Origin of the sequence: Actinomadura meyerae, from assembly GCF_900188445.1 — a bacterium.
Taxonomy (GTDB): Bacteria; Actinomycetota; Actinomycetes; order Streptosporangiales; family Streptosporangiaceae; genus Spirillospora; species Spirillospora meyerae.
In genome coordinates, this window is sequence record NZ_FZOR01000008.1 from 155272 (window position 1) to 180575 (window position 25304).

25 protein-coding genes are annotated in these 25304 nt (G+C 74.0%); 14 read left to right on the forward strand and 11 right to left on the reverse strand.

Going from position 1 to position 25304, the window contains the following annotated elements; all coding sequences use genetic code 11:
- Window positions 1-4: 4 nt before the first annotated feature.
- From CHF16_RS11460 to CHF16_RS11470, 3 genes are all read right to left on the reverse strand, one after another.
- Window positions 5-1156 carry an acyl-CoA dehydrogenase family protein gene (locus tag CHF16_RS11460; protein ID WP_089325947.1) on the reverse strand — a complete coding sequence of 384 codons (1152 nt, stop codon included), beginning with the start codon at window positions 1154-1156 and terminating at the stop codon, window positions 5-7.
- Between the two features lie 87 nt (window positions 1157-1243).
- Window positions 1244-3124 (reverse strand): substrate-binding domain-containing protein, encoded by a 1881-nt coding sequence (locus CHF16_RS11465; protein WP_179271483.1) that lies wholly within the window; start codon window positions 3122-3124, stop codon window positions 1244-1246.
- Between the two features lie 491 nt (window positions 3125-3615).
- Entirely contained in the window at window positions 3616-3978 is a 363-nt protein-coding gene (locus CHF16_RS11470; RefSeq protein ID WP_089325949.1) for a DUF3099 domain-containing protein, read from the reverse strand.
- Between the two features lie 68 nt (window positions 3979-4046).
- Here CHF16_RS11470 and CHF16_RS11475 point away from each other — a divergent pair, with 68 nt between their 5' ends.
- Window positions 4047-4259 (forward strand): dodecin, encoded by a 213-nt coding sequence (locus tag CHF16_RS11475; RefSeq protein ID WP_089325950.1) that lies wholly within the window; start codon window positions 4047-4049, stop codon window positions 4257-4259.
- 189 nt (window positions 4260-4448) lie between these two features.
- Here CHF16_RS11475 and CHF16_RS11480 read toward each other — a convergent pair whose 3' ends face one another.
- A complete protein-coding gene (locus CHF16_RS11480; RefSeq protein WP_089326019.1) occupies window positions 4449-5828 on the reverse strand; it encodes a metallopeptidase TldD-related protein in 1380 nt (459 codons plus the stop codon).
- Window positions 5829-5833: 5 nt separating this feature from the next.
- A complete protein-coding gene (locus tag CHF16_RS11485) occupies window positions 5834-7333 on the reverse strand; it encodes a TldD/PmbA family protein (RefSeq protein WP_089326018.1) in 1500 nt (499 codons plus the stop codon).
- 182 nt (window positions 7334-7515) lie between these two features.
- Between CHF16_RS11485 and CHF16_RS11490 the strand changes: the two genes are divergently transcribed.
- Both CHF16_RS11490 and fabI read left to right on the forward strand, forming a co-directional pair.
- Window positions 7516-8220 (forward strand): beta-ketoacyl-ACP reductase, encoded by a 705-nt coding sequence (locus tag CHF16_RS11490; protein WP_089326020.1) that lies wholly within the window; start codon window positions 7516-7518, stop codon window positions 8218-8220.
- 4 nt (window positions 8221-8224) lie between these two features.
- Window positions 8225-9010: an enoyl-ACP reductase FabI gene (gene fabI / locus CHF16_RS11495; RefSeq protein ID WP_089325951.1), complete on the forward strand. Its 786-nt coding sequence runs from the start codon at window positions 8225-8227 to the stop codon at window positions 9008-9010.
- Between the two features lie 100 nt (window positions 9011-9110).
- Here the strand turns inward: fabI and CHF16_RS11500 are convergent, their stop codons facing one another.
- The 3 genes from CHF16_RS11500 to CHF16_RS11510 form a co-directional block, all read right to left on the reverse strand.
- On the reverse strand, window positions 9111-9779 hold the full coding sequence (locus CHF16_RS11500) for a hypothetical protein (protein WP_089325952.1): 669 nt from the start codon (window positions 9777-9779) through the stop codon (window positions 9111-9113).
- A gap of 154 nt (window positions 9780-9933) precedes the next feature.
- On the reverse strand, window positions 9934-11886 hold the full coding sequence (locus CHF16_RS11505) for a helix-hairpin-helix domain-containing protein (RefSeq protein ID WP_245868372.1): 1953 nt from the start codon (window positions 11884-11886) through the stop codon (window positions 9934-9936).
- A complete protein-coding gene (locus CHF16_RS11510; RefSeq protein ID WP_089325953.1) occupies window positions 11883-12836 on the reverse strand; it encodes an aldo/keto reductase in 954 nt (317 codons plus the stop codon). The genes CHF16_RS11505 and CHF16_RS11510 overlap by 4 nt, the downstream gene beginning before the upstream one ends.
- A gap of 130 nt (window positions 12837-12966) precedes the next feature.
- Between CHF16_RS11510 and CHF16_RS11515 the strand changes: the two genes are divergently transcribed.
- Window positions 12967-13593, forward strand: a complete 627-nt coding sequence (locus tag CHF16_RS11515; protein ID WP_143227946.1) for a hypothetical protein — start codon at window positions 12967-12969, stop codon at window positions 13591-13593.
- A gap of 9 nt (window positions 13594-13602) precedes the next feature.
- On the opposite strand, the gene CHF16_RS11520 is transcribed toward CHF16_RS11515, so the two are convergent.
- Window positions 13603-14658 carry a hypothetical protein gene (locus CHF16_RS11520; RefSeq protein WP_089325955.1) on the reverse strand — a complete coding sequence of 352 codons (1056 nt, stop codon included), beginning with the start codon at window positions 14656-14658 and terminating at the stop codon, window positions 13603-13605.
- Window positions 14659-15204: 546 nt separating this feature from the next.
- Between CHF16_RS11520 and CHF16_RS11525 the strand changes: the two genes are divergently transcribed.
- Window positions 15205-15750 (forward strand): GNAT family N-acetyltransferase, encoded by a 546-nt coding sequence (locus tag CHF16_RS11525; protein ID WP_089325956.1) that lies wholly within the window; start codon window positions 15205-15207, stop codon window positions 15748-15750.
- Here the strand turns inward: CHF16_RS11525 and CHF16_RS11530 are convergent.
- A complete protein-coding gene (locus CHF16_RS11530) occupies window positions 15699-17033 on the reverse strand; it encodes a helix-turn-helix domain-containing protein (protein WP_089325957.1) in 1335 nt (444 codons plus the stop codon). The two genes, CHF16_RS11525 and CHF16_RS11530, sit on opposite strands and share 52 nt — an antisense overlap.
- 279 nt (window positions 17034-17312) lie before the next feature.
- Here CHF16_RS11530 and CHF16_RS11535 point away from each other — a divergent pair, with 279 nt between their 5' ends.
- The 3 genes from CHF16_RS11535 (at window position 17313) to CHF16_RS11545 (ending at window position 19011) form a co-directional block, all read left to right on the forward strand.
- Complete coding sequence (locus CHF16_RS11535) at window positions 17313-17522, forward strand: hypothetical protein (RefSeq protein WP_089325958.1); 210 nt, start codon at window positions 17313-17315, stop codon at window positions 17520-17522.
- 134 nt (window positions 17523-17656) lie between these two features.
- Complete coding sequence (locus tag CHF16_RS11540; protein ID WP_089325959.1) at window positions 17657-18193, forward strand: hypothetical protein; 537 nt, start codon at window positions 17657-17659, stop codon at window positions 18191-18193.
- Window positions 18194-18204: 11 nt separating this feature from the next.
- Window positions 18205-19011 carry a phosphotransferase gene (locus tag CHF16_RS11545; protein WP_089325960.1) on the forward strand — a complete coding sequence of 269 codons (807 nt, stop codon included), beginning with the start codon at window positions 18205-18207 and terminating at the stop codon, window positions 19009-19011.
- Between the two features lie 157 nt (window positions 19012-19168).
- Here the strand turns inward: CHF16_RS11545 and corA are convergent, their stop codons facing one another.
- The gene (gene corA / locus CHF16_RS11550) at window positions 19169-20140 is read right to left on the reverse strand and encodes a magnesium/cobalt transporter CorA (RefSeq protein WP_089325961.1); all 972 of its coding nucleotides are present in this window, start codon (window positions 20138-20140) and stop codon (window positions 19169-19171) included.
- 67 nt (window positions 20141-20207) lie between these two features.
- Here corA and CHF16_RS11555 point away from each other — a divergent pair, with 67 nt between their 5' ends.
- The 6 genes from CHF16_RS11555 to CHF16_RS11580 all read left to right on the forward strand — a co-directional run bounded on the left by CHF16_RS11555 (window position 20208) and on the right by CHF16_RS11580 (window position 25267).
- Window positions 20208-20921, forward strand: a complete 714-nt coding sequence (locus CHF16_RS11555) for an MSMEG_4193 family putative phosphomutase (RefSeq protein WP_089325962.1) — start codon at window positions 20208-20210, stop codon at window positions 20919-20921.
- 10 nt (window positions 20922-20931) lie between these two features.
- Window positions 20932-21480 (forward strand): DUF3090 domain-containing protein, encoded by a 549-nt coding sequence (locus CHF16_RS11560; RefSeq protein ID WP_089325963.1) that lies wholly within the window; start codon window positions 20932-20934, stop codon window positions 21478-21480.
- Window positions 21481-21534: 54 nt separating this feature from the next.
- The gene (locus CHF16_RS11565; RefSeq protein ID WP_089325964.1) at window positions 21535-22335 is read left to right on the forward strand and encodes an SCO1664 family protein; all 801 of its coding nucleotides are present in this window, start codon (window positions 21535-21537) and stop codon (window positions 22333-22335) included.
- A gap of 64 nt (window positions 22336-22399) precedes the next feature.
- A complete protein-coding gene (locus tag CHF16_RS11570; protein ID WP_089325965.1) occupies window positions 22400-23164 on the forward strand; it encodes an NRDE family protein in 765 nt (254 codons plus the stop codon).
- Between the two features lie 170 nt (window positions 23165-23334).
- Window positions 23335-24315, forward strand: coding sequence for an ABC transporter permease (locus CHF16_RS11575; RefSeq protein WP_089325966.1), 981 nt, complete (start codon window positions 23335-23337; stop codon window positions 24313-24315).
- Window positions 24316-24322: 7 nt separating this feature from the next.
- Window positions 24323-25267, forward strand: coding sequence for an ABC transporter permease (locus tag CHF16_RS11580; protein WP_089325967.1), 945 nt, complete (start codon window positions 24323-24325; stop codon window positions 25265-25267).
- The last annotated feature ends 37 nt before the right edge of the window (window positions 25268-25304 follow it).

The following is a 25304-nucleotide window of genomic DNA, read 5'->3' on the forward strand; positions in this document are numbered from 1 at the left end:
TCCGTCAGACCTGGATGTCCTTGGCGATGATGGTCTTCAGCACCTCGCTGGTGCCGCCGTAGATGCGGGCGACGCGGGCGTCGGTGTACAGGCGGGCGATCGGGTACTCGAGGATGTAGCCGTAGCCGCCGTGCAGCTGCAGGCACTTGTCGACGACGCGGCCCTGCACCTCGGTGCAGAACAGCTTGCAGACGGCGGCGTCGGCGGGGGTGAGCTCGCCGGCGTCCAGCGCCTCGATGCAGCGGTCGACCAGCGAGCGGGCCGCCTCGACCTCGGTGGCGCACTCGGCGAGGACGAACTTGGTGTTCTGGAACGACGACACCGTCTTGCCGAAGACCGTGCGCTCCTGCACGTACCTGCGGGCGAACTCGACCGCCGCGGCCGCCGAGGCGTAGGAGCTGGTGGCGATGCCGAGCCGCTCCTCGGCCAGGTTGTGGGTGAGGTATTCGAAGCCGCGCCCCTCCTCGCCGAGGAGGTCCTCGACGGGCACCCGGACGTCGGTGAACGACAGCTCGGCGGTGTCGGAGCTGCGCAGCCCGATCTTCTCCAGCTTGCGGCCGACCGAGTAGCCCTCGCTCTTGGTGTCCACCGCCAGGATCGACAGGCCCGCGCGCCGGTTCTCCGGCGTCGCCGGGGAGGTCCGCGCGACCACGAGCACCCGGTCGGCGAGGACGCCGCCGGTGATGAACGTCTTGGCGCCGTTCAGCACGTAGTGGTCGCCGTCCCGCTTCGCCGTGGTCTGCATGCCGGCGAGGTCGGAGCCGGTGCCGGGCTCGGTCATGGCGATGGCCGTCATCATCTCGCCGGACACGAACGGCGGCAGCCAGCGCTTCTTCTGCTCCTCGCTGGCGTACTTCAGCAGGTACGGCAGGACGAGGTTGACGTGCACGCCGTAGCCGCCGAAGCTCACCCCGGCGCGGGCGCACTCCTCCGACACCACGGCCTGGTACTTGAAGCTGGTCTCGCCGGCGCCGCCGTACTCCTCGGGCACCTGGATGCCGAAGACGCCGAGCTCGCCGAGCTTGTTGTAGAACTCGCGCGGCGGGTGGCCGGCGTTCTCCCACTCCTCGTAGACGGGGGCGACCTCCGCCTCGATGAAGGCCCGGATCGTGTCCCGGAACGCCTCGTGGTCCTCGTTGAATACGGTGCGGCGCACGCCGTGGCCCCTCTCCTGTGCCGGGGTGCAACTAACGGAACGCTAACTTAACTCGAATACAGTTCTAGAATCAAATACGGGAGAGGGTCAGCAGTCCGGTTCGCAGACGCGCCGCGAGACGGCCTTGAGGAAGATGGCCTGGATCTGCCCCGGCGTGTCGGCCACGTAGGCGTCGCCATGCGTGACCTGCGCGATCTGCCGCAGCTCGTTGACGTCCACGTCGCGCCCGTACCCGAGCATGTTGACCTGGACGGGCCGCTCCGGGTCGTACTCGCGGCGCATGTGCTCGAGGGTCTCCTTCAGGGACGGGCCGTCCGGGTCCTCGTTGCGGCCGTCGGTCCACAGCAGCACCGAGTTCACGTACTCGGGCTTGTAGGTGCGCTTCATGTAGTCGAAGGCGGCCATGACCGTGTCGTACAGGCCGGTGTCGCCGTGGGGCTTGACGCGGATCCGCGCGAACGCGCTCAGCACGAGCTGGCGGCGGGTCGCCGAGCCGAGCCGCTCGTTCAGCGGCCCCACGCTCACCAGCTCGCGCCAGTCCCGGGTGCCCTCCAGCTCGGTGGAGAAGATCCACTGGCCGAGCTCGCTGTCGTCCGGCAGCAGCGACAGCCCGCCCTGCGCGGTCCGCACGGTGGACTGGAGCCGCGTCACGCCCGGCGCGACCCGCTCGTCCATCGACCCGGACACGTCGATGATGCTGAGCATCCGGATGCTGAGCGACAGCTGCGCCCACGACTGCATGATCCGCCGCACCTCGGCGGCCGGCACCGCCGGCAGCGCGTCCGGCGGCCGCGCGTCGAGCCCGACGGCGGGGGTGAACGCGCCGGGCGCCGCACCGCCCGGCGCCCGGAACCCGAGCCGCTGGACGTCGTCGCGGACCGCGGTGCCCGACAGCTCCCGCCACAGGAGCCGCGCCGCGGCCGCCTTGCCCGGCGACAGCACGGCGACGGGATGGTCGAGGTACACCGTCCCCTCCGCCGGATGCACCGCGACGACCGGGGCGGCGGGACGGCGGGAGTTGTAGGCGTACACCGCCTGCTCGGGGGCGAGCGCGACGGGGTAGCGGTCGGCGGCGCCGGTGCGGAACGCGTCGAACTCGGCCTTGACCGAGACCGCGACGCCCTCCCGGATCGTCCGCACCACGCCGGTGAACCCGGCGTCGCCGCTCGGGGACCGCTCCAGCAGGGCGTTCGCGAGCACGAGCGTGCCCATCCCGGTGGCGCTGCGGTCGGGGTCGGGGACCTGGAGCCGCAGCAGCCGCGGCGGGATGACCGAGTCGCCGGGAGCGTTCTCGGCGGTCCCGGCCGAGGCGAGCAGCTCGGTCCAGGAGGGCCGCGCCGGCGCGCCCAGGTTCCGCAGCTGCGCGGCGAGGCCGCGCGGCATCGCCACGACGATCGGCGTGGTGGCGACGCTCCCGAGCACGGTGCGCCCCCCGCCGGCGAGCCCGAGCCACAGCGAGGAGTCGGGGATCCATACGTCGGGCCGCTCGGTGACCCCGGCGACGCCCTTGCCGGACAGCAGCGTCGCGACGGCGGCCGGGTCGGTGGCGCGCACCCGCGCGCTGACGCAGCGCCCGCCCACCTCGTGCCGGGCGTCGTTGAACCGCCCAGCCGCCCGCACGACCGCGGGCGCGACGTCCGGCGCGGCGGCCACGCTGATCGCGACGTCGTCCCCCGAGCACCCGCCGCTCCGCGCCCCGAACGCGTAGACGGCCGCACCGGTGAGCAGCACCAGCCCGACGGCCCCGGCCAGCGGCCCGAGCAGCACCCCGCCGATCCGCCGCGGCCCCGGAGGGCGCCGCCGCCGCGGCCTGGCGGCGGCGTGCGCGGGCCCGGCCGGGCGCGGCCGTTCGGCGCGGACGGGGGGAGGCCCGCCCGGCTCCGAGAGGCCGAGGAACACGTGGGGGGCGCCGCCCGGCTCCGTCGAACTCCGGGGCGCCCACTCGGGTACGTCGTCGTGTCCGCTCATCGCCGACCTCCGTCTCCCGGCCACCGCGCCGCACCGGATGAGACACATCACCCGTCTGTCTCACGACCAGCTGTGATGTTCGTCTCATCGAGGTCGTCCGTCAAGGGGGCCGTCCAGGAGTACGCATCCGGTGGCGGAACGGATCGGCCCGAACACACCCACTACGGGCGAAAAGTTCGGACGATGCGGGTTTCGGCCGCTGGCCGGACCAGGTCAGCGCGGGCTCTTGCCCTTCTCAGCCGGATGTGCGGGGCCCGCCGTTCGCGGGCAAAGGCGAACTCATGTCAGCGTCTGCCACGAACCGGGGAAGTCCCAGGAGAAACCCCGGACATTGAAAAGCGGCGCCGGGTGGATACGGGGGCAATCCACCCGGCGCCGCATCATCGGTGTTCCGACGGGGGCCCGGAACACCGGCACGGGCGCTCCGACGGGGGACCAGAGCGCCGGTACAAATCGTACACCGAAACCCCCCGCGGTTAGTCAAGAGAATGTCACGACCCGATTTCCGGTCGCTGTCCGGAATCCGGCTTCTGTCCCCGCCTCGTGTCCGCCGGACCGAGCTCCGGCCGCGTCCGGTCCTGGAAGGACGCCGACGCGGTGGGCTCGCGCCCGCCGTTGGCGAAGACGACCGCGACGTAGGGGAGCAGCAGGGCGCCGACGACCATCAGCACCGCCAGCCACCACGGCGCGCCCGCGACCGCGGCGACGACGGCGCCGACGAAGCAGGCGGTGCGCACGCCCATGGAGATCAGATACCGGCGCTGCCGGTACCCGATGTCCTCCGACATGGGACGGGGAGCGTCGGTGACCGTGTAGACCGCCGGCTCCCGGTGGTGGCGGGGATTGACCTTCACATTTCCACGGTAAGCCCATGGAGTCCGACCTGCGACGGCAGTATGGGTCAAATCATGGGAGGAACGAGATGACCGATCGCACGTACCGGGTGACGGAGATCGTGGGGACCTCCCCGGATTCCGTGGAGACCGCCATCCGCAACGGCGTCCGCCGCGCCGCGCAGACCCTGCGCCACCTGGACTGGTTCGAGGTGAGCGAGGTCCGCGGCCAGATCGAGGACGGCGAAGTGGCGCATTTCCAGGTGACGATGAAGGTCGGCTTCCGCCTGGAGGACACCTGAGAACCCGGACCAGGCTCGCACGCCCGCACCGACATGGGGCCAAAGGCCCCGGGGGTGTAGGGGGAACCCCACCGGGGGGCGTGGGGGGCTGGCCCCCCACCGGGGTGGCCGGAGCCTGGAGCGAGCGCCAGCGAGCGCAAGGCACCGGCCACCCCGCACCGGGGGGCGTGGGGGGTCGCCCCCCCACACTCAGGACGCCTGGGAGACGGTCGACATGTTGAAGTCGCCGACCCGCACCGCCGGCATCGCGGCCCTGGTGAAGTAGTCCGACCATTCCCGCGGCAGCGTGGCCGTGGTCTCGCCGATCTCGGTGAGCCGGGACAGCAGGTCGACGGGGCTCTCGTTGAACCGGAAGTTGTTGACGGCTCCGACGACTTCGCCGTTCTCGACGAGGTAGACGCCGTCGCGGGTGAGGCCGGTGAGCAGGAGGCTCTGCGGGTCGACTTCGCGGATGTACCAGAGGCAGGTGAGCAGCAGTCCGCGTTCGGTGCGGGCGATCATCTCCTCGAGGGTGGCGCCGCCGGCGGGGCCGGTGAGGGCGAGGTTGTCGATGGCCGGGGTGACGGGGAGCCCGGTGCGGGCGGCGGAGTGCCGGGTCTGGGTGAGGGCGGTGAGTTCGCCGTCGCGGATCCAGTCGGTGGCGGTGAGCGGGAGCCCGTTGTCGAAGACCGACGATTCGCGGCCGGAGGCGTGCGCGACGACGAACGGGGCGCTTTCCATGCCGGGCGCGGCGGGGTCGCTGGACAGGGTGAGGGGGAGGCTGGCGAGGCGTTCGCCGACGCGGGTGCCGCCGCCGGGGGCGCTGAAGACGGTGCGGCCGTCGTGGGCGTCCTGCGCGCCCGCGGACCAGTACAGGTAGACCATCAGGTCGGCGACGGCGGACGGCGGGAGGATGGTCTCGTACCGTCCGGCGGGCAGGTCGACGCGCCGTTCGCCCCAGTCGAGCCGCCGGCCGAGGTCGGCGGTGAGGGCGGGGAGGTCGATGCCGGTGAAGTCGCGGGTGCCGGTGCCGGCCCAGGCGGAGCCGCCGGAGCCCTTGGCGTTGAGTTCGAGCAGCCCGGTGGGCTGGTCGTGGCGGAGCCGCAGGCCGGTGGAGCTGCCGAGGAACGTCGAGGTGAGGACGTGGTTGGCGAATCCGTAGAGGCGGCGTCCGGCGGTCTGGGCCTCGGTGAACGCCTCGCCGAGCGCGGGCGCGAGGCCTTCGAACACGCCGATGCCGGTTTCGGCGGGGTCGTCGTCCCAGCCGGCGGCGCCGGCGGGCGCGGCGGTGACGAGGGGCGCGGCGTCTTCGGCGGGTTCGTTGCCGGCGGCGTCGGCTTCGGCGGCGCGGACGAGGTCCTCGATGCCGCCGGCGCCGACGGCGGAGCGGGACACGACTCCGGCGGCGACTCCGCCGGCGGTCTCGCGCAGGGCGATGACGGTGAGCCGGCTGGAGCGGGTGACGCCGTTGGTGGTGAGGGTGTTGCCGGCCCACCGCAGGTTCGCGGTGCTGGTCTCGTCGGCGATGACGATGCAGTCGTCGGAGCGGGACAGCGCGAGGGCCCGCTCGACGGCTTCCTGCGGCCGCAGGGTGGTCACTGTCCGGCCTCCTTCAGCGTGTTGAGGATGTTGACGCCGCGGAACAGCGCCGACGGGCAGCCGTGGCTGACGGGCGCGATCTGCCCGGGCTGGCCCTTGCCGCAGTTGAACGCGCCGCCGAGGACGTAGGTCTGGGGGCCGCCGACGGCTTCCATGGAGTTCCAGAAGTCGGTGGTGGTGGCCTGGTAGGCGACGTCGCGGAGCTGCCCGGCGAGCCGCCCGTTCTCGATCTTGTAGAAGCGCTGCCCGGTGAACTGGAAGTTGTACCGCTGCATGTCGATCGACCAGCTCTTGTCGCCGACGATGTAGATGCCGCGGTCGACGCCGGAGATCAGCTCGTCGGTGGAGGGGCCGCCGTCGGCGGGCTTGAGGGAGACGTTCGCCATCCGCTGGATCGGCATGCTGGACGCCGCGTCGGCGAAGGCGCAGCCGTTGGAGCGTTCGGCGCCGGTGAGGCGGGCGATGCGCCGGTCGGTCTGGTAGCCGGTGAACAGGCCCTCGGAGACGATGTCGAACGACTGGGTCCGCACGCCTTCGTCGTCGTAGCCGATGGTGGCGAGGCCGTGCTCGGTGGTGCGGTCCCCGGTGATGTTCATGACCTTGGACCCGTACTGGAGGGCGCCGAGCTTGTCGGGGGTGGCGAAGGAGGTGCCGGCGTAGGCGGCCTCGTAGCCGAGGGCCCGGTCGAGCTCGGTGGCGTGCCCGATGGACTCGTGGATGGTCAGCCACAGGTTGGACGGGTCGACGACGACGTCGTAGGCGCCGGGGTCGACGGTCGGCGCGGCGAGCTTCTCGGCGAGCAGCTCGGGGATGCGGGCGAGTTCGCCGTCCCAGTCCCAGTGCTCCCCGGACAGCCACTCCCACCCGTATCCGGCGGGCGGCGCGAGCGTGCGCATGGTGTCGAACAGCCCGCCGGCGATGCCGACGGCCTCGACGACGGGGTGCAGGCGGACGCGCTGCTGGGTGGTGACGGTCCCGGCGAGGTCGGCGAAGAACTTGTTCTCCTTGACCTGCAGGAGGGTCGCGTCGACGTGGTCGACGCGGTCGTCGCCGAGCAGCCGGCGGCTCCAGCCGGCCAGCAGCGCGACCTTGTCGCCGGCCGGCACGTCGAACGGGTCGGTCTCGTAGGACGACACCCAGGTCCGCTCGCCGTGGACGGGTTCGGGGGCGAGTTCGATGGGCTCGCGGTTGACGGGCCGTGCCACGGCGGCGACCTCGACGGCCTGCGCGGCGACGCGCGCGGCGCCGTCGGGGGTGAGGTCGATGCCGGCGGCGAAGCCCCAGGTGCCGTCCTTGACGACCCGGACGGACAGGCCGACGTCGTCGGCGTCCAGCGCGGTCTCCAGGGCGGCGTCGTGGAGCCGGAGGGTCTGGCTGCGGATGCGTTCGAGGCGGAAGTCGGCGTGCTCGGCGCCCAGCTCCCGGGCCCGGGTGAGGGCGGCGTCGGCCAGCGCGCGGAGCGGCAGCGCCGTGAAGGCGGGATCGATGTCATGCACCTTCCGCAACCTACCCGCCGCGCCCGCGCGGGGCCCGGAACAAATGCGGGTCGCGGGTTCTTGTCGGTTCGGCACATCCGCAGGGCGCGGTGCGGGCCGCTAGGGTCGTGCCCAGTCTTCCGAGCACGGCGTCCGCGGAGTGCGGGCGCCGTCCGAGCACGCAAGTCGACGAGAGGGTCATGATGAGTCGCTCTGTCCTCGTGACCGGCGGTAACCGGGGCATCGGCCTGGCGATCGCCCGCGAGCTGGCCGCGGCGGGCGACGCGGTCGCCGTCACCTACCGGTCGGGGGAGCCCCCCGAGGGGCTGTTCGGCGTCCGCTGCGACGTGACGGACGCCGAGGACGTCGACGCGGCGTTCGGCAAGGTCGAGGCGGAGCAGGGCCCGGTGGAGGTGGTGGTCGCCAACGCGGGCATCACCAAGGACACGCTGCTGGCCATCATGAGCGAGGACACGTTCACCTCGGTGCTCGACACGAACCTGACGGGGTCGTTCCGGGTCGCGAAGCGGGCCGTGAAGGGCATGATGCGCAAGCGGTCCGGCCGGATCGTGCTGGTGTCGTCGGTCGTCGGGCTGATGGGGTCGCCGGGGCAGTCGAACTACGCGGCGTCCAAGGCGGGCATGGTCGGGTTCGCCCGGTCCCTGGCCCGCGAGCTCGGCTCCCGCAACATCACGGTGAACGTGGTGGCGCCCGGGTTCGTCGACACCGACATGACGGCCGTGCTCAGCGAGGACCAGCAGAAGGCCATCACCGCGGCGGTGCCGCTCGGGCGGATCGCGCGGCCGGAGGAGATCGCGAAGGCGGTGCGGTTCGTCGCGAGCGAGGACGCCGCCTACATCACCGGGGCCGTGATCCCGGTCGACGGCGGACTGGGAATGGGGCACTGACGGCATGGGCATTCTCGAAGGCAAGCGGATCCTGGTCACCGGCGTCCTCACCGACGCCTCGATCGGCTTCCACATCGCGCGGGTGGCGCAGGAGCAGGGCGCCGAGGTCGTCCTGACCGCCTACCCGCGCCCGACGCTGACGGCGCGGACCGCGAAGCGGCTGCCGACGGGGCCGGACAACCCGCCGCCGGTGATCGAGCTGGACGCGACGAGCGCCGAGCAGCTGGACGCCTTGGCCGGGAACCTGCGCGAGCAGGGCTTCGACCACCTCGACGGCGTCGTCCACGCGATCGCGTTCGCGCCGCAGACCGCGCTCGGCGGCGCGTTCCTGGAGACGCCGTGGGAGGACGTGGCGACCGCCGTGCACGCCTCGGCGTACTCGCTGAAGTCGCTGACGATGGCGTGCCTGCCGCTGATGAAGGACGGCGGTTCGGTCGTCGGCCTGGACTTCGACGCCACCAAGGCGTGGCCGGTGTACGACTGGATGGGCGTGGCGAAGGCCGGGCTGGAGTCGTGCGCCCGCTACCTGGCCAAGTACCTGGGCCCGCAGGGCATCCGGGTGAACCTGGTCGCCGCGGGGCCGCTGGCGACGATGGCCGCCAAGAGCATCCCCGGCTTCGAGGGCATGACGGACATGTGGCCGAAGGCGGCCCCGCTCGGCTGGGACATCAAGGACAGCGAGCCGACGGCCCGCGCCTGCGCGGCGCTGCTGTCGGACTGGTTCCCCGCCACCACGGGCGAGATCGTCCACGTCGACGGCGGCATCCACGCCATCGGCGGCGCGTACTAGCCGCGCACGCACGCGAAAGCCGGCGCCGGTGCTCACGCACCGGCGCCGGCTCTTCTTCGTCCGCTCCGCGGGCCGGGCCCGCGCCCGGCGTGACGGGATGTCAGCGCTCGGCGCGGCGGCGGCGCAGGGCGCGTCCGGCGACGCTGAGGTTCAGGGCCCCGGCGGCTCCGGCGGCGCCGGCCGCGGCGGCGACCAGCAGCAGCCGGCCGTCGTCCTGCCCGGTGCCGGAGCCGGCGGCGACGGGGGAGATCAGCCGGGTCTGCGGCAGGGCGGCGGTGCCGCCGGCGCCGGTGCGGTAGGCGCTCGGGTCGGCGGCGATCTCCGGGGTCGGCAGGACGCCGGGCAGCCCCGCCCGCGGGAGCTCGCCGTTGTAGGGGCGCAGGCCCGCGCCGCCGGTCATGGGGGCCGGCCCGGACGGGTCCGCGGCGCGCCCGCCGCTCGGCGGCGCGGCGGGCCGGCGCGGCTTGGCCTTCGCCTTCCCGCCCGTGGTCTTCTTGCCGCTCTGCGCGGCGGTCTTCTTCGGCGCCGGCTTCGCGGTGGTCTTCGTCGGCGTGGGAGTCGGGGTGGGCGTCGGCGTCTTCGGGGTGAGGGCCTCGCGCAGGTTGCCGAGGTTGCACTTCCAGTTCTCGATGGTGCTCTCGGGGTCGGTGCCCTTCTTGCACTCCTGCGCCGCCGCGGCTCCGGCGGGCGGGGCGGCGAGCACGAGGACGAGCGCCCCTGCCGAGAACGCCGCCGAAGCCGTACCGAGCCGCCTGAGCCCCTGGGGCATGTCGCTCCTCCACCCGTCCACCCGATGCCGTGCCTGAAACCGGTACGGTGCCCGGCATTCACGCACCTGACCCTGTTGACATCGTGTCCCATACGGACCCGCCCGTAAACCGCGACACGGGGGTTTCTTTACCTCGCGCCGACCCCGGTGGGCCTCACTGGACGACGAGCGACGCGAGCCGGGTGCGCCGCGGCCGCGGGACCCCGTCGCGCACGGCCGCGGCCAGCGCCGGCCCGGCCGCCTGCACGACGGACAGGTGCCGCGTCGCGAGCCCGAACGCGGTGGCCACCAGCGGCCGCGAGAGGCCCTCGGCGGGCAGCACCGCCACGACGGCGGGGCGGCGCGTCCCGCGCGCCAGCGCGACCGGCACGGCCCAGCCGTGCCGCAGCCGGGCGGCGTCCGCCGGGGCGACGGTGGCCGGGCCGGCGGGGAAGTCGACGTCGAGGCCGTGCGGGCCGCCGCCGGCCACCGTGCCGGTCTCGCCGACCGCGGCCTGGGCGAGCGGCGCGGCGACGACGACCCGGTCGCCGGGGTCCATCCCGCCGAACGCGCCGGGCCCGGGGTTCAGCCGGGCCTTCAGCGCCGCGTTGAGCGCGCCCGCGCCCGCCGGGCCGCCCGCCGCGGGCGCGACGGCCTGCACGTCCCCGGCCGGGATGCCGAGCGCGCGGGGGATCGAGTCGGTGACGAGCTGCACGGCACGGTGCACGGCCTCGCCCGGGTCGGCGGCGGGCACGATGACGACCTCCCGGTCCGGCGCGTCCACGGCGGGCAGGTCGCCGCCGCGGACCGCCGCCGTGAGCACGCCGAGCGGGCCGTCCGGCGGCGCCGCGTCCAGCGTGACGACGGGGACGGTCTCCGACGCCTCCAGGTCGTCCAGGGGCCGTCCCGGCCCGGCGGGCGGCGCGGCGCCCGGCTCGGCGCACAGCACCAGGTGGGCGCCGTCGGGGCACGCCTCCGCCAGCGCGGCGCATAGCTCCACGTCGAGCGCGGACGCGTCCGACACGACGAGCAGGTCGAGGTCGAGCGGGTGCTGCTCGCCGCGCCCGTAGACGACGCCGCCGGGCGCCTCCCGCGGTTCGAGGAGCCGGTGCAGGCCGGTGACCGCCACGCCCTCGGGCGCGGGCAGGGCCGCGGCGGCGAGGTCGGTCGGCGCCGCGACGGCGGCCCGCAGGCCGGCGCCCGCGGCGGCGCCGGCGATCCCGGCGGCGGCCGCGGCGATCCCGTCCGGGTCGCCGCGCAGGACGCTGACGCCGGTGCGCAGCGCGGCGGTGAGCGCGAGCGAGCGGTCCTCGGGCAGCCCGCCGCGCAGCTCCTTGAGGGCGGCGTCCTCCACCAGCGGCGCGGCGGTGAGCGTGAGCCGCTGGAACCCCTCGGCGGCGGCCTCCTCCGCGAGCGCCCACCGCGCGGCGCCGAGCATCTCCTCGGGCTCCTCCGGCTCGGCGTCCTCCTCGAAGGACTCCTCGCCGAACTCGGGCTCCTCGGTGAGGGAGAGGACCTCGGCCTCGTCCAGCGCGGCCTCCACGGCGGCGCGCGGGTCGGGGACGCGGGCGCGCTCCAATGCCTCCACCACGTCGGCGGCGGGCGTGACGGTGTGCCCGGCGCGGGCGGCCTCGGTGAGCAGGTGCAGCACCAGCGCCCGGCCGCGGCGCGGGTCGCCCGGGCCGGCCGCGTCGCCGAGGACGGCGCGGGCGAAGTGGTCGGCCTGCGCGGGCCGGACGCCGGGGACGCCCAGCAGCCGCCACGGGTCGGCGCGCAGCCGGTCCGCGGCGTCCGGGCCGAGCCGGGCGAGGGCGCCGCGCGCGAGCCGCTCCGGCGCACCCGTCGCGGCGAAGAGCTCGGCGAGGGCGGCCGCCCCCTCGCGCGCGTCCCGGCCGGACGCGGCGGGCGGTGCGGGCGGCGAGGACGAGGGTGGTGCTCCCGGCTCCCGGCGGCCGGGCTCCTCGCGGCCCGGGTCGCGCCCGCCGGCCGGTCCGGGCGGTGCGCTCGCGGGCGCGCGGTCGTCCAGGGCCGCGGCGGCGGCCTCGGCCGCGCGCAGCACCGCGGCGGCGCGGGCGGCCCGCTCGGCGGGAGCGGGCCGGTCGGATGCGGGTTCGGGGTTGTCGGTCACGGGCTTCCCGTCGCGGTGTCGGAGACGTCGTCGAGCGCCCCCCGGATCTCGGCCGGCAGCGTCAGGTCCTCGCTCTCCAGGATCGCGCCGAGCTGCGCGGCGGTCCGCGCGCCGACGATCGGCGCGGCGACGCCCTCCCGGTCGCGGACCCACGCCAGCGCCACCGCGAGCGGGGACCGGCCGAGGCCCTCGGCGGCGGTCACCACCGACTCCACGATCCGGGCGCACTCCTCGTCCAGGTAGGGCGAGACGAACTCGGCGAAGTGCGGGGCGGCGGCGCGGGACCCGGCGGGGATGCCGGTGCGGTACTTGCCGGTGAGGACGCCGCGGCCGAGCGGCGACCACGGCAGCAGCCCCGCCCCGGCGTCCAGCACGGCCGGCACGACCTCCCGCTCGGCGTCGCGGGCCAGCAGCGAGTACTCCACCTGCGCCGACACCACCGGGGCGCGGCCCGGCCAGGCGCGCTGCCACGCGGCGGCCTTGGCGACCTGCCAGCCGGCGTAGTTGGCCACCCCGACGTAGCGGGCGCGGCCGGACGCGACCGCCTCGTCCAGCGCCGAGAGCGTCTCCTCCAGCGGCGTCGCCGGGTCGTAGACGTGCAGCTGCCACAGGTCGACGTGGTCGAGGTCGAGCCGGTCCAGGGAGGCGTCCAGAGCGCCGAGGAGGTGCCGGCGGGACCCGTCGTAGCGGCCGTTCGGCCGGATCGCCGCCTTCGTGGAGACCACCAGGGCGTCCCGGTCGACGGTCTCGCGCAGCAGGTGGCCGAGGATCCGCTCGGCGACGCCGCCGGTGTAGACGTCGGCGGTGTCGACCAGCGTGCCCCCGGCGTCCACGAACGCGGCGAGCTGCGCCGCGGCCTCGTCCGGGTCGGTGTCCTGCCCCCAGGTCATGGTGCCGAGGCCCAGCCGGGACACCAGCAGCCCGCTCCTCCCGAGGTGACGCTCCTTCATAGGCGGTCAATCTAGCGGTCCGCGCCCGGCGCGCGGAAAGCGAGCGGCGGGCCGCGTGGATCTTCGTCCGGGGCGAAGATCCTGGTGAGCTCTATTGCCGGGGGCCGCCGCCGGGCTAAAGTGCGCAGCCATGGCGCCACCCCCGTTCTCCATGTACTCGCCGAAGTCGCCGGACGGCGACGGCGGCCCGGACGTGGCGCCGGTGTTCGGCGCGGGGCCGGGCGACGACCCCGGCTACCTCGCCTCGCTGCGCGCCGGGACCGAGCTCGGCCGGCTGCGGGCGATGATGCTGGTGCTGCTCGCCGCGCCCGTCCTCATCCTGGCGATCATGCCGCTGATCGTGCAGGACGGGCACGGGGACGCCCCGCCGTGGCTGTACGCGCCGCTCGCCGCCGCCGCGCTGGTGGCCCTCGCCGCGGGTCCGCTCGCGCCGCGCCCGATCCCGCCGGGCGCCGCGCCCCCCGACCCGGCCGCGGCGGCCCGCGCGGCGCTGATGATGTTCCGGCAGGCGATCCTGCTGCGGTTCGCGCTGGCCGAGGGCGTCATCCTGATCGGCCTGCCGCTGGCGATGGTGGGGCACAGCGAGGCGGTCTTCCTCGCCGGGTTCGCCGTCGGATACCCGCTGCTGGTGTGGCTTGCGCTGCCCACGCGCGGCGGTGTGGAGCGGATGCGCCGCCGGCTGGAGGCGGGCGGCGCCGAGTCGCACCTGTGGGCGGTGCTGCTGGCCGCCCCGCCGCGGCCCGGCGACGCGTCCTAGCCGCACCGCTCAGCCGGTCGTGACGGTCAGGTCCGGGTCGGTGACGATCGCGCTCGCGGGCACCGACGCCGCCCGGACGATCCGCGGCGTCCGCGAGGACTGGTGGTCGCGGATGCGGATCCGCTTCCCGCCCGCCACGTACACCTCGGGCGTCCCGGCCGGGGTCGAGCCGGTCTGCGAGCCGTCGCCGTCGGAGAACACGCAGCCGTCGAACAGCACGTCGCCGCCCCCGGTGATCGTGACGATCCCGCGGTGCTTGGACGGGTCCCGCAGGGCGCCGGGCTTGGCCATGCCGTTGAAGAAGAACAGGTCGCGCAGCCGGATGAACTTGCCGCCGGTGATGACGAGCTGCGAGCCGTAGGTGGGGTTCCCGGCCTGGGCCTCCAGGCGCGCGCCGGACACGACCAGGCCGCGGCCGCCGTCGATCCGCATGGGCGTCACGTGGTGCTTGCCGGTCACGTACACCGGCCCGACGCCGGACTTGCTGAGGTGCGGCAGCCACAGGTGGTAGCGCTCACCGGCCGGGTGGTTGGGGGAGTCGAGCAGCATCCCGTCGGGCCAGTAGTTGTTGTCGCTGCCCCACAGCTTGAACTCGGTGTCGTAGCAGTTGTTGACGTCCCAGTAGCCGGAGAACGTCACGGCGGTGTGCGCGCCCCAGATGACGTGCTTGAACAGGCTGAAGCCGAGGTTGTGCAGGTGGCTCGCCCACAGCACCGTCTGGGTGTTGGTCTTGTCCACGAAGAAGCTGGACTCGGCGTTGCCCTCGAAGGACAGGTCGCGGATCGAGATGCCCTTCAGCTGGGAGCCGGACATGTCCAGCCATCCCGACCCCGGCGTGCTGATCTTGACCTTGCCGTTGTAGCGGAACTCGCTGCCGCTGGCGGGCGGCCCGGCGAGGGCGAACCCGTTGTACATCTTCCGGGTCCGCGCGAACGAGTACTGGCGGTGCTGGGCGAGCAGGATCACGGGCTTGTGGGTTTGCGCGCCCGCGTACGACAGCGCGCGGGTGAGGCGCTCGTCGTCGGTGGCGCCCGCGAAGTCCTCCAGCGGGACGGGACCGGCCACGGTGGGTGGCTCCTCTCCTCGGCGAAGTCGTGCCAGGTCAGGAGCATGATGCCCACGGGGCGCCCGCCCGGGTGGCGAAGCCACGGCAAACCAGCGGTTCGGCCAGGGAGTTGTCCACCGAACATGCACCAGGAGGTGCGTGTTCGGGGGTGACCGGAGGTCGCGCCCGAGATCAAGTCGGCGACGGGAACGTTGGCGCCTCTGCCGATTGGGCTACCCCGTCCTTACGGCCGGGAGCGGGACTCGAACCCGCACTGGACCCCATCCTCAGTGGAAGTAACCGTTGCCTGCGCACCGGGCGCGGACACCAGCAGACCATCTCCGCGTGCCCGCGCTCAACCGGATTTCGCCGATCACCCGCCGCCGGGCCGGCCGGGCGGCCTACAGCCAGCCGCTCTTGCGCAGGCGCCGGAACAGCAGCACGCACGCGCCGGGCTGACCTCACGAAACGGTTCCCCAGGACTTCCCGGCCGATCCCGGATAGTTCCCGTGCCCCTGTGCCCTCGATGTGCCCGGCCGGGAAACGTTCGGGAACACTGGGGGATCGTGGACATCGAGCACCTCGACAACGACGCCGCCCGGGACCGGCTCGGGGAGATCGAAGCGTTGTACGCCGAGGTATTTCCGGACTATGACCTCGGCGACTACCGGACCCGCATGGACCGGCTGCTCTCCTCATCCGGCTTCGAGGCCGTGACGGCGCACCGGGACGGCGCACTGGCCGGATTCGCCTACGGGGCGCCGCTGACCGGCTCGTCGTGGTGGGACGGCCTCGAACCCGCTCCCCCCGCCGGGTTCACCGCAGAGACCGGGCGGCGCACGTTCGCCGTCATCGACCTCGCCGTACGGTCCTCATATCGCCGCCAAGGACTCGCGCGCCGCCTGATGGACGCACTGCTCACCGGACGCCCCGAGGAACGCGCCACGCTCGCCACAGCGCCGCACGAGCACGACGTCCAGGCGATGTACCGGAGATGGGGGTGGCGGCACGCCGGACGGACCCCCGGCGGCGAGGGCGAGACCGAACCCTGGTTCGACCTCTACGTGATCGCTCTCGGCCCGGAGGACCCCGCGGCGAGCAACTCCCGGTAGGCGGCGACGACGGGCTCGGCACGCTGGCGGGGCGGGACCGCGTCGGCGACCGTGCGGGCCAGGCTCGTCACCATCACCGTCCGATGCTCGGCGGGCTGGGCCTCGTAGACGGCGTGTGCGTGCCGCACACCCTCGGTCGTGTCGCCGGCGCGCACATGCCCGGCGGCGCGCAGCAGGCCGAGCTGGGCGCGGACCCGGGGATCGTCGGCGGGTAGGACCTCCACCCCTCGGGCGACGGCGGCGTCGAGCCGACCGCGGTCGCCGGTGTGCGCGTGCACCCACGCCTCGGTGTAGCGCAGCCGGTCCTCCGCCCAGCCGTCAACCGACCGCACCTCCCCGGTCACCGAGGCCGGGAGCCGCCGGAAGATCTCACCGCACGCCTGCAACTCGACCGTGGCCGCGTCGTGCGCCCCCTCCAGCGCGAGCAGCTGCGCGCGGACGGTGCGGACGTGCAACAACCCGCGGGACGCCGCACCGGACGGGCTTCCGGAACCGGCGCCGGCCGCCTGGTCGGCCTTGCGCAGCAGGACCGCTGGGGGCCGGCCCTCGTACAGGCCGTGCACGAGCTGCTCGCCGCGGATCCACAAGGCCAGGTCGAGGTCGCGGGAGGCGTCGGCGGCGTGCTGCGCGGTGATCCACCATTCGCGCGCCAGGCGGGGCTGCTGAAGGTTGCACAGCGTCTTGGCCATGAGCGCGGCCAGCCCGCCGGTCACCCGGCACCATGACGGGCGCAGCTCCCCGGAGTGGCGGCCGGTGATCCGCTGGACTGTCACCAGGTCCGCGGCCAGATCGCGCAACAGCATGTGCGGGGGGACAAGCAGGTAGGTGTAGCCGTACTCGGCGACCGTCTCCTCCCAATCGTCGAGGTGGGACGACTCGTCCCGGCCGATCGCACGGTCGACTCCGTCGCGGATGTGCTCGATGGCCTCGACGGCTGGGGACGATGCGGCTCCGAGTGCGGCCAGGGCCTGCAGGAGGCGGCGTCGCTGCATATCGTCGTCCTCGTCCAGATCCCCGGCATGTGCCCTTCTGGAATCAACGCTACCGGCGTGACCAGGGACTTCTGCTGTTGTCCGGACCAGGGCCACCAGGCGGCCATCGCCGCCGAGGATCTCGTCCAGGCACGCCGCCGTCTCCTGTGAGGGGCGCTTGCGGCCGTGGCAGAGCTTGGAGATGTGCCCGGGATCGCAGGGCACCTGTCTGGCCAGGGCTCGGACGCCCATTCCGCGCTCGGTCATGAGCTGGCGGAGTAACTCGCCGAACGTCGTCGTGCTGGGGGGCATCGCTTCCCACCGTTTCGCCCCGGTGTGGACCGCTAGAGGGTGTTGGCCAGGCCGGGTGGCCAACGGACAACGCCTTCCACGCTAGCGCCCGCTGCGGTCAGGTGGGGGCGTAAGCGTGTCGCAGGACACAAGAACGGCCCTGGCCGGCGGGCGAACGCCGGTGGTCCCGGGGCCTGACCGGAAGCGAGTCCGGCTATGAGAACGCTACAAGACACGGTGGTCGACATGGCACCGATCAGCGGCCCGCTGCCCATCCCAAGGGGATCGTGCACTGGCCCGGTGAGCGCGGCCGTGAAGGTCGGCGAATACGACCTCACCGACTACGGCGGCCTCTGGTTTCTGACCAGGGACGGCCGCCTCATCTCCACGCTCATCGACATGAGCGGCGGGACGTGGCGGGCCCGGACGCCCGAGGGGCGCGCCCGGACCATCGAGGTCCCCGCAGGCGTCGAGCACCCGCCCCGGTACGTCGCCGAGCAGAGCACCTAGACCGGGGCGGCGCCGCCGGTAGAGGACCGCCCCAAGACTCCCGCCCGCGCCGCCCCCTCCAGACACCGCCGCCCGGGCCGAAGGCGCGCACCCGGGCAACGGGTTCCATCACGCGGCGCGCTGTGGAGGACAACATGACCATCACCTTGGAGCGGGCGGCCACGGCTGCCACGGACCCGCGCGAGCTGATCCCCGCCTGGGCATTCGACTTGCTCGCGGACGACTTCCGCAAGAAGCACCACACCTCGCACGCCTACACCGACCGCGTGGTCGGGCAGATGCTGGTCTTCCTGAAGGCCGCCGGGCAGATCCGGCGGGAGGCTCGCCGTGACCCCAGCGCGTACGTCAGGATCGTCCCCACCAGGCCGGTCGATGAGGCGTGGCACGAGGCGCTCCAGCGTACCGAGGTGTACCTTCCGATGAGTCTGGCGTTCGCGGACTCGATGATCCACCACCGGCCCGTGATGGACGACGACATCCGCTCCGGCGCCGCCCTGGCCCGCACCATCCCGTACCTGAAGGCCACCGGCCTGTACGTCGACTCCGAGTTCTGGGACGACGAGTCCGGGTCCTCCTGCTGCCCGCCGGAGTGCAACGACATGGGCGGCAAGGCCGCGATGGGCAGCTGGGACGGGCTGGTGCCGGACGGGCCGCTCACCCTCCAGTTCTGACAAGGGGACTCATGCGTAGCGAATGGACCGACCTGCCGCCCGAGGTGCTCGGTGCGATCAAGGCGCACACCGGCCCGATCCGCGAGGTGGAGCCCGCGCCGGCGGGTAATCACGCCGATATCGCCTCCAGCGTGCACGCCGCGGGCGGGCGGCTGTTCGTCAAGGCCGCCCGCAAGGTCTTTCCGGACAAGGACGGCGCGGAGGTCCGGTCGCTGCGCAATGAGGCCCGGATCAACCCGCACGTGACCGAGTTCGCTCCCCGGCTCCACTGGATGGTGGACGCCGAGGGGTGGGTCGTCCTCGGGTTCGAGCACGTGGACGGCCGGCACGCCGACTTCGCGCCAGGGTCGCCCGACCTGGAGGTCCTCGCCAAGACGGTGACCGCGCTGCAGGCCACTCCGTGCCCCGACGTCGTGCGGATGAGGGTCGAGCGTCGCTGGGAGACGGTCACCGAGGACGTCTCGCCGATGGCCGGGACGGCACTGCTGCACACCGACGTCAACGCTGAGAACCTGCTCATCACCCGCGATGGCCGGGCGGTCCTCGTCGACTGGGCGTTCGCCTCACGTGGTGCCTCGTGGGTCGAGTTGGGTCTGCTACTGCCGTGGCTGCTCAAGGCAGGGCATACCCCGGCGGAGGCGGCGGACTGGGTGGCGGGCTTCCCGTCCTGGAGTGAAGCCGACCCGGCCGATATCGACCTGTTCTCGGCCGTGTTCGCCGAGCGGTGGCGTCGCCACGCCGAGCGCAACCCGGCCGAGTGGGTCCTGCTGCACGCGGACCTCACCCGCCGGTGGGCGGAGTTCCGCGCAGGAGGGTGATGAGTCCACCTTTTGAGTCTGGTCTTCGCCCCGACGTTGCCGACCGCGGACGTCGCGCGGTGGACGACTTCATGGAGGCGGCCGCCCGCCCGAGTGCCCCGAAGGTGCCCTCGGAGGCGGAGGCGTGATCGCCCGCGGCCGTTCCCGGGCGGGCCGGCTACAGCCAGCCGCTCTTGCGCAGGCGCCGGAACAGCAGCACGCACGCGACCGCCATGATCGCGATGACCAGCGGGTATCCGAAGGTCCAGTGCAGTTCGGGCATGTGGTCGAAGTTCATCCCGTAGATCCCGGCGATCGCGGTCGGCACCGCGATGATCGCCGCCCACGCGGAGATCTTGCGCATGTCCTCGTTCTGCTGCTTGCCGAGCAGCGCCAGATGGGCGTTCAGCACGCTGTTGAGCAGCTCGTTGTGCGCGTCGACCTGCCCGTCCACCCGCAGCAGGTGGTCCAGGACGTCGCGGAAGTACTCGCGGGTCGAGGCGCACTCGGAGACGCGGCCCTTGACGATCTCCTGCATCACCGGGACGAGCGGGTCCTCGGCGCCGCGGAACTCCAGCACCTCCCGCTTGAGGGAGTAGATGTCGGCGGTGACGTCGCGGGCGCCGGGGTCGAACACGGCCCGCTCCAGCCCGATGATGTCGACCTCCACCTCGTGGGCCACGAGCCCGTACCGGTCGACGACCTCGTCGCACACCGCGTACAGGACGGCCGCCGCGCCGTGGGCGATCAGCTCCGGGTCCTCCTCCAGCCGCTTGCGGACGGGCCCGAGCGGGTTCCCGGCGCCGTGCCGGACGGTGACGACGAAGTCGCGGCCGAGGAAGACCATGATCTCGCCGACCTCGATGTCGGAGGTCTCGTCGAGGTAGGACAGCGTCTTCAGCACCACGAACAGGGTGTCGCCGTAGCGCTCGAGCTTGGGCCGCTGGTGCGCCGACACCGCGTCCTCGGCGGCCAGCGGGTGCAGGTCCAGCTCGTCGCGGACCAGCTCGAACTCCTCCTCGTCGGGTTCGAACAGGCCGATCCACAGGAAGCACTCGCCGTCCTCGCGGGCGAGGTCGAACGCGTCGCTGATGTCGCCCTCGATGTCCCGGCGCCCGCCGGCCGTGTAGATGGCCTTGTCCACGATCACGCCACGCATTCTCGCGCATCCGCGCCGCATGCCGGTCGAATGCCGCGCATCTTCTAGAGTGGCCGCTGTGACGACCCTTCTCCTGGTACGGCATGGCCTGACCGCGATGACCGGTCCGGTGCTCGCCGGCTGGACGCCCGGGGTGGGCCTCGACGAGCGCGGCCGCGCCCAGGCCGCCGCGCTGGCCGCCCGGCTCGCGTCCCTCCCGATCGCCGCCGTCGTGTCCAGCCCGCTGCAGCGGTGCGCCGAGACGGCGCGGGCGCTGGCCGCCGGGCACGCCCCGCCCATCGAGAAGGTCGAGACCGACGACCGGTTCGGCGAGGTCCGCTACGGCGACTGGACGGGCCGCCCCCTCAAGGAGCTCGCCGAGGAGCCGCTGTGGCGGGTCGTGCAGGCCCACCCGAGCGCCGCCCGGTTCCCCGGCGAGGACGGCGAGTCCCTGGCCGCCGCGCAGCACCGCGCCGTCACCGCCGTCCGCGACTGGAACGAGCGCGTCGCCGCCGAGCACGGTCCCGGCGCCCTGTACGCGGTGTGCAGCCACGGCGACATCATCAAGGCGGTCGTCGCCGACGCGCTCGGCCTGCACCTGGACCAGTTCCAGCGCATCCAGGCCGACCCGGCGTCCCTCACCGTGATCCGCTACACCGAGACGCGCCCGTTCGTCGTCCGGGTCAACGACACCGGCGGCGACGTCGCCGCGCTGGTTCCGGAACCGGCGGCGGAAGGTTCCGGGAAAGACGGACTCGGGCCGGGGGACGCACCCGTCGGCGGCGGCGCGTAGGGTCGGTGTCATGCCCGTCATCTCCTACGACCCTCCGGAGCGCTTCGTCGCCGGCGCCGTCGGGCGCCCCGGCGACCGCGCCTTCTACCTGCAGGCCCGCTCCGGCCGCCGGGTCACCAGCGTCGGGCTGGAGAAGTTCCAGGTGACGCTGCTGGCCGAGCGCCTGGAGGAGCTGCTGGACGAGGTGCTGCGGCGCAGCGGCGGCGACGCGCCGGTGCCGGCCGTCACCCCGGCCGAGCTCCGCGACGACGGCCCCCTCGACCAGCCGGTGGAGGAGGAGTTCCGGGTCGGCACGATGGCCCTCGCCTGGGACCCCGAGGACGAGCAGGTCGTGATCGAGGCGCAGGAGGTCACCGAGTCCGAGGAGGAGCCCGAGGTCGGCGAGGACGACCCGGCGATCGCGGTGCTGCGGGTGCGGATCAGCGCCGCGCAGGCCCGCGCGTTCGCCGAGCGCGCGCTGCAGGTCGTCGCCGCCGGGCGGCCCCCGTGCCCGCTGTGCGGCCTGCCGCTGGACGGCGAGGGCCACGTGTGCCCGCGCCAGAACGGCTACATGGGCTGAGATGGGCCCCTCATCGTGCTGGATCATGGACGACGCGGCCGGGAGAATGAACGCATGACGCAGTCCTCCCGGGACCGGGCGCCCGCCGGCCGCGCCGAGCGCGGCGCCGGCGGGGACGTGCCCGCGCGCCCGGTCTCCCCGCGCGACACCGGCGCCGCCGAGCGGCTGCTGTCGGCCGGGCGCCTCGGCGTGGAGGGCCGCCTCGTCCAGGCGTCCAACGCCACCCTGTACTGCTCCATCGAGGACGGCGGCACCGCGGCCAACTGCGTCTACAAGCCCGTCGCGGGGGAGCGCCCGCTGTGGGACTTCCCCGACGGCACCCTCGCCGAGCGGGAGGTCGCCGCCTACGAGGTGTCCAAGGTCATGGGGTGGGGCACCGTGCCGCCGACCGTGCACCGCGACGGCCCCTACGGCCCCGGCATGGTGCAGCTGTGGGTCGAGCCCGACCCCGACGTCGACCTGGTCGCGCTGTCGCGCTCCGACGACGAGGCGATCCGCCGCATGGCGGTGTTCGACGCCGTCGTCAACAACGCCGACCGCAAGATCGGGCACCTGCTGCCGCCGGGCGACGGCCACGTCTACGGCTGCGACCACGGCGTGTGCTTCTCCACCGAGTACAAGCTCCGCACCGTGCTGTGGCAGTGGCGCGGCAAGCCGCTGACCCCCGAGGCGCTGGAGGCCCTCGGCCGGGTCGAGGCGGGCCTGCGCGGCGGCGCCCTCGGCGACCGCCTCCGCGAGCTGCTCACCGCCGAGGAGGTCGACGCCACCCGGCGCCGCGTCGAGCTGATGCTCAAGCACCGCATCCACCCCTACCCGCCCGAGGACTGGCCCGCCATCCCCTGGCCGCCGCTCTAGCCTCCGGCCGCCGCTGCGGCCCCCCGCCCGCCGGGCGAAACCGGCGGGATGCTCCAATTGAGGCATGTGTACGGCGATCATCAGCGTCGATCCGTCGTCCCCGGTGCCCGTCCTCGTGGTCGGGGTGCGGGACGAGTTCGTCGCGCGGGAGTGGACCGGTCCGGGACGCCACTGGCCGGACCGGCCGCGGCTGGTCGGCGGGCGCGACCTGCGCGCGGGCGGGACGTGGCTGGCGGTCGACCCGGAGGCGCCGCGGGTCGCGGTCGTGCTGAACGGCCGCGGCCGGATGGCGCCCGAGTCCGCCCGGGCCTCGCGCGGGGAGCTGCCGCTGCGGGTCGCGGCCGACGGCAAGCTCGGCGACCCCGGCCTCACCGCCTACGACCCGTTCCACCTCGTCGGCGCGGAGCCGGACCGGGTGCGGCTGTGGAGCTGGGACGGGGAGTCCCTCACCGAGCGCGGCCTCGGCCCCGGCCTGCACATGATCGTCAACAGCGGGCTGGAGGGCGAGGGGCAGCTGGAGGGGGAGACCGAGGACGCCTACATGGCGGCGCGGCTCGCCCACTTCCGCCCCCGGCTGGCCGCGGCCGCGCGGCCCGAGCCCGGCCCGGACGGCCCCGTCGAGCGGGCCTGGGGCGCCTGGCTGCCGCTGCTGAACGGCGACGGGCTGCCGCGCGCCGACCACCGGGCCCTGCTGCCGCTGCTCGACCTCGGCGAGGGGCGCGTGTGGGGGACCACCTCGGTCAGCCTCACCGCGCTCGGCGCGAGTGGCGTCCGCTACGACTTCTCCGCCGCCCCCGGCGACGGTGAGGCCTGGACGCGGGTCCTGTAGAACCGGGCGCCGCCTCCCGCCTCCCGTCGCCGTGCGGGCGCGTCCCGGGCCGGGCTGTGTGAACGCCTGCGGACGCGTGACACTGGGTGCTAAATTGACTACTTAATGCGATCTTCGTCGGGGGTGGCACGGGGAAGGGCGCGCGGCGCCCGCGGCCGGGTCACGCACTCATGACCGGCTACGCCGACCTCGGCACCAGGAGGCCGCCGCCCGGCACCGCCGCGGCGCCCCCCGCGCCGGAGCCGGTGCGCGGGCGCAGCCCGTCCCGGCTCGCCTGGGACCGGTTCCGCCGCGACCGCGCCGCCCTCGCCGCCCTCGCCGTGCTGCTGGCCGTCATGGCGTTCGCGGCGCTGGCGCCGCTGTGGGCGCACCTGACCGGCCACCCCTGCGACGCGACGTTCCCCGGCACCGGCCTGGACGCGGGCGGGCGGCCGCGCGGCCCCGGCGCCCGCTTCCCGCTCGGCGCCGACCAGCTCGGCCGCGACGTCCTCGTCCGCGCCGCCTACGGCGCGCGGGTCTCGCTGGCCGCCGGGATCGGCGCGGCGGTGCTCGCCTCCGCCGCCGGCACCCTCGCCGGCGTCCTCGCCGGGTTCGCCGGCGGCGCGCTGGACGCGCTGCTGGCCCGGCTGATGGACATGATCCTCGCCCTGCCCTACCTGCTCGTCGCGATCATGCTGGCGAGCACCTTCCAGATCTCCTCGCCCGGCGCGAGCCTCGCCATGACGGTCCTGGTCATCGCGTTCTTCTCGTTCGCCGCCTACGGCCGCACCATCCGCGGGCAGGTGCTGTCGCTGAAGGAGCGGCAGTTCATCGAGGCGGCCCGCGCGCTCGGCGCCTCCAGCGCCCGGATCATGGCCGGCGACGTGCTGCCGAACCTGGCCGCGCAGATCACCGTGCTGACCTCGCTGCTGCTCCCGTCGGCGATCGTGTCGGAGGCGACGCTGTCGTTCCTCGGGGTCGGGGTGCGGCCGCCGATGCCGAGCTGGGGGTCGATGCTCGCCGAGGGCGGCGAGGTGTTCCGCACCGCCTGGTGGCTGCTCGCCGTCCCCGGCGGCCTGCTGCTGGCGACCACGCTGGCGTTCACGCTGCTCGGCGACGGCGTCCGCAACGCCCTCGACCCGCGCGGCGACCGCGCCGCCGCCGGGAGGTGACGCGCCCGTGCCCCGGTTCGCCGTCCGCCGCCTGCTGTACGCGGCCGTGGTGCTGTGGCTGGTGTCGACGCTGACGTTCGTGATGCTGCACGTCTCGCCCGTCCCGGTGGAGCGCGTCATCGGCGGCCCCCGCGCGACCGCCGAGACGCTCGCGCAGATCCGCGCCAACCTCGGCCTCGACCGGCCCCTCCTCGTCCAGTACTGGGAGTTCCTCGCGCGGCTGCCGCGCGGCGACCTCGGCGACTCCTACGTCAACGGCATGCCGGTCACCGCGCTGATCGGCGAGCGCCTCCCGACGACGCTGTGCCTGGTGGCGGGCGCGGCGGTGCTGTGGTTCGCCGGCGGCGTCGCCACCGGCGTGTCCGGCGCCGCGCGGGCCCGCGGCCCGTGGGACCGGGCCGTCACCGTGTTCGTCGTGGCGGGCCTGTCCACCCCGCCCTTCGTCATGGCGCTGGCGCTGCTGTACCTGTGCACGGCGGGGCTCGGCGCGGCCGGCGTCCACGTGTTCGAGGCCGGCCCGCCGCTGCAGGAGCACTTCCTGCGCCGGATGGTGCTGCCGTGGTTCGCGCTGGCGTTCCTGATGATGGCCGCCTACTCGCGCCTCACCCGCGGCGCGATGCTGGACGTCCTCGGCGAGGACTACGTCCGCACGGCGCGCGCCAAGGGCCTGCCGGAGGGCCGCGTCGTCCGGCGGCACGCGCTGCGGGCGGCGCTTACCCCGGTCGCCACCCAGCTCGGTATCGACCTCGGCGCCCTGACCGGCTCCACGATCGTCATCGAGAAGGTGTTCGGGCTGCAGGGCGTGGGGCAGCTGGTCTACCAGTCCATCGCGGCCGGCGACACCCCGGTGATCATCGGGGTGACGCTGCTGGTGACGTTCGCGGTGACCGTCGCGAACCTCGTGGTGGACGTCGGGTACGCGTTCCTCGACCCGCGGGTCCGCCTCGCCTGACGGCGCTTGCGGGCGCCGGGGGACACTTCACATGATC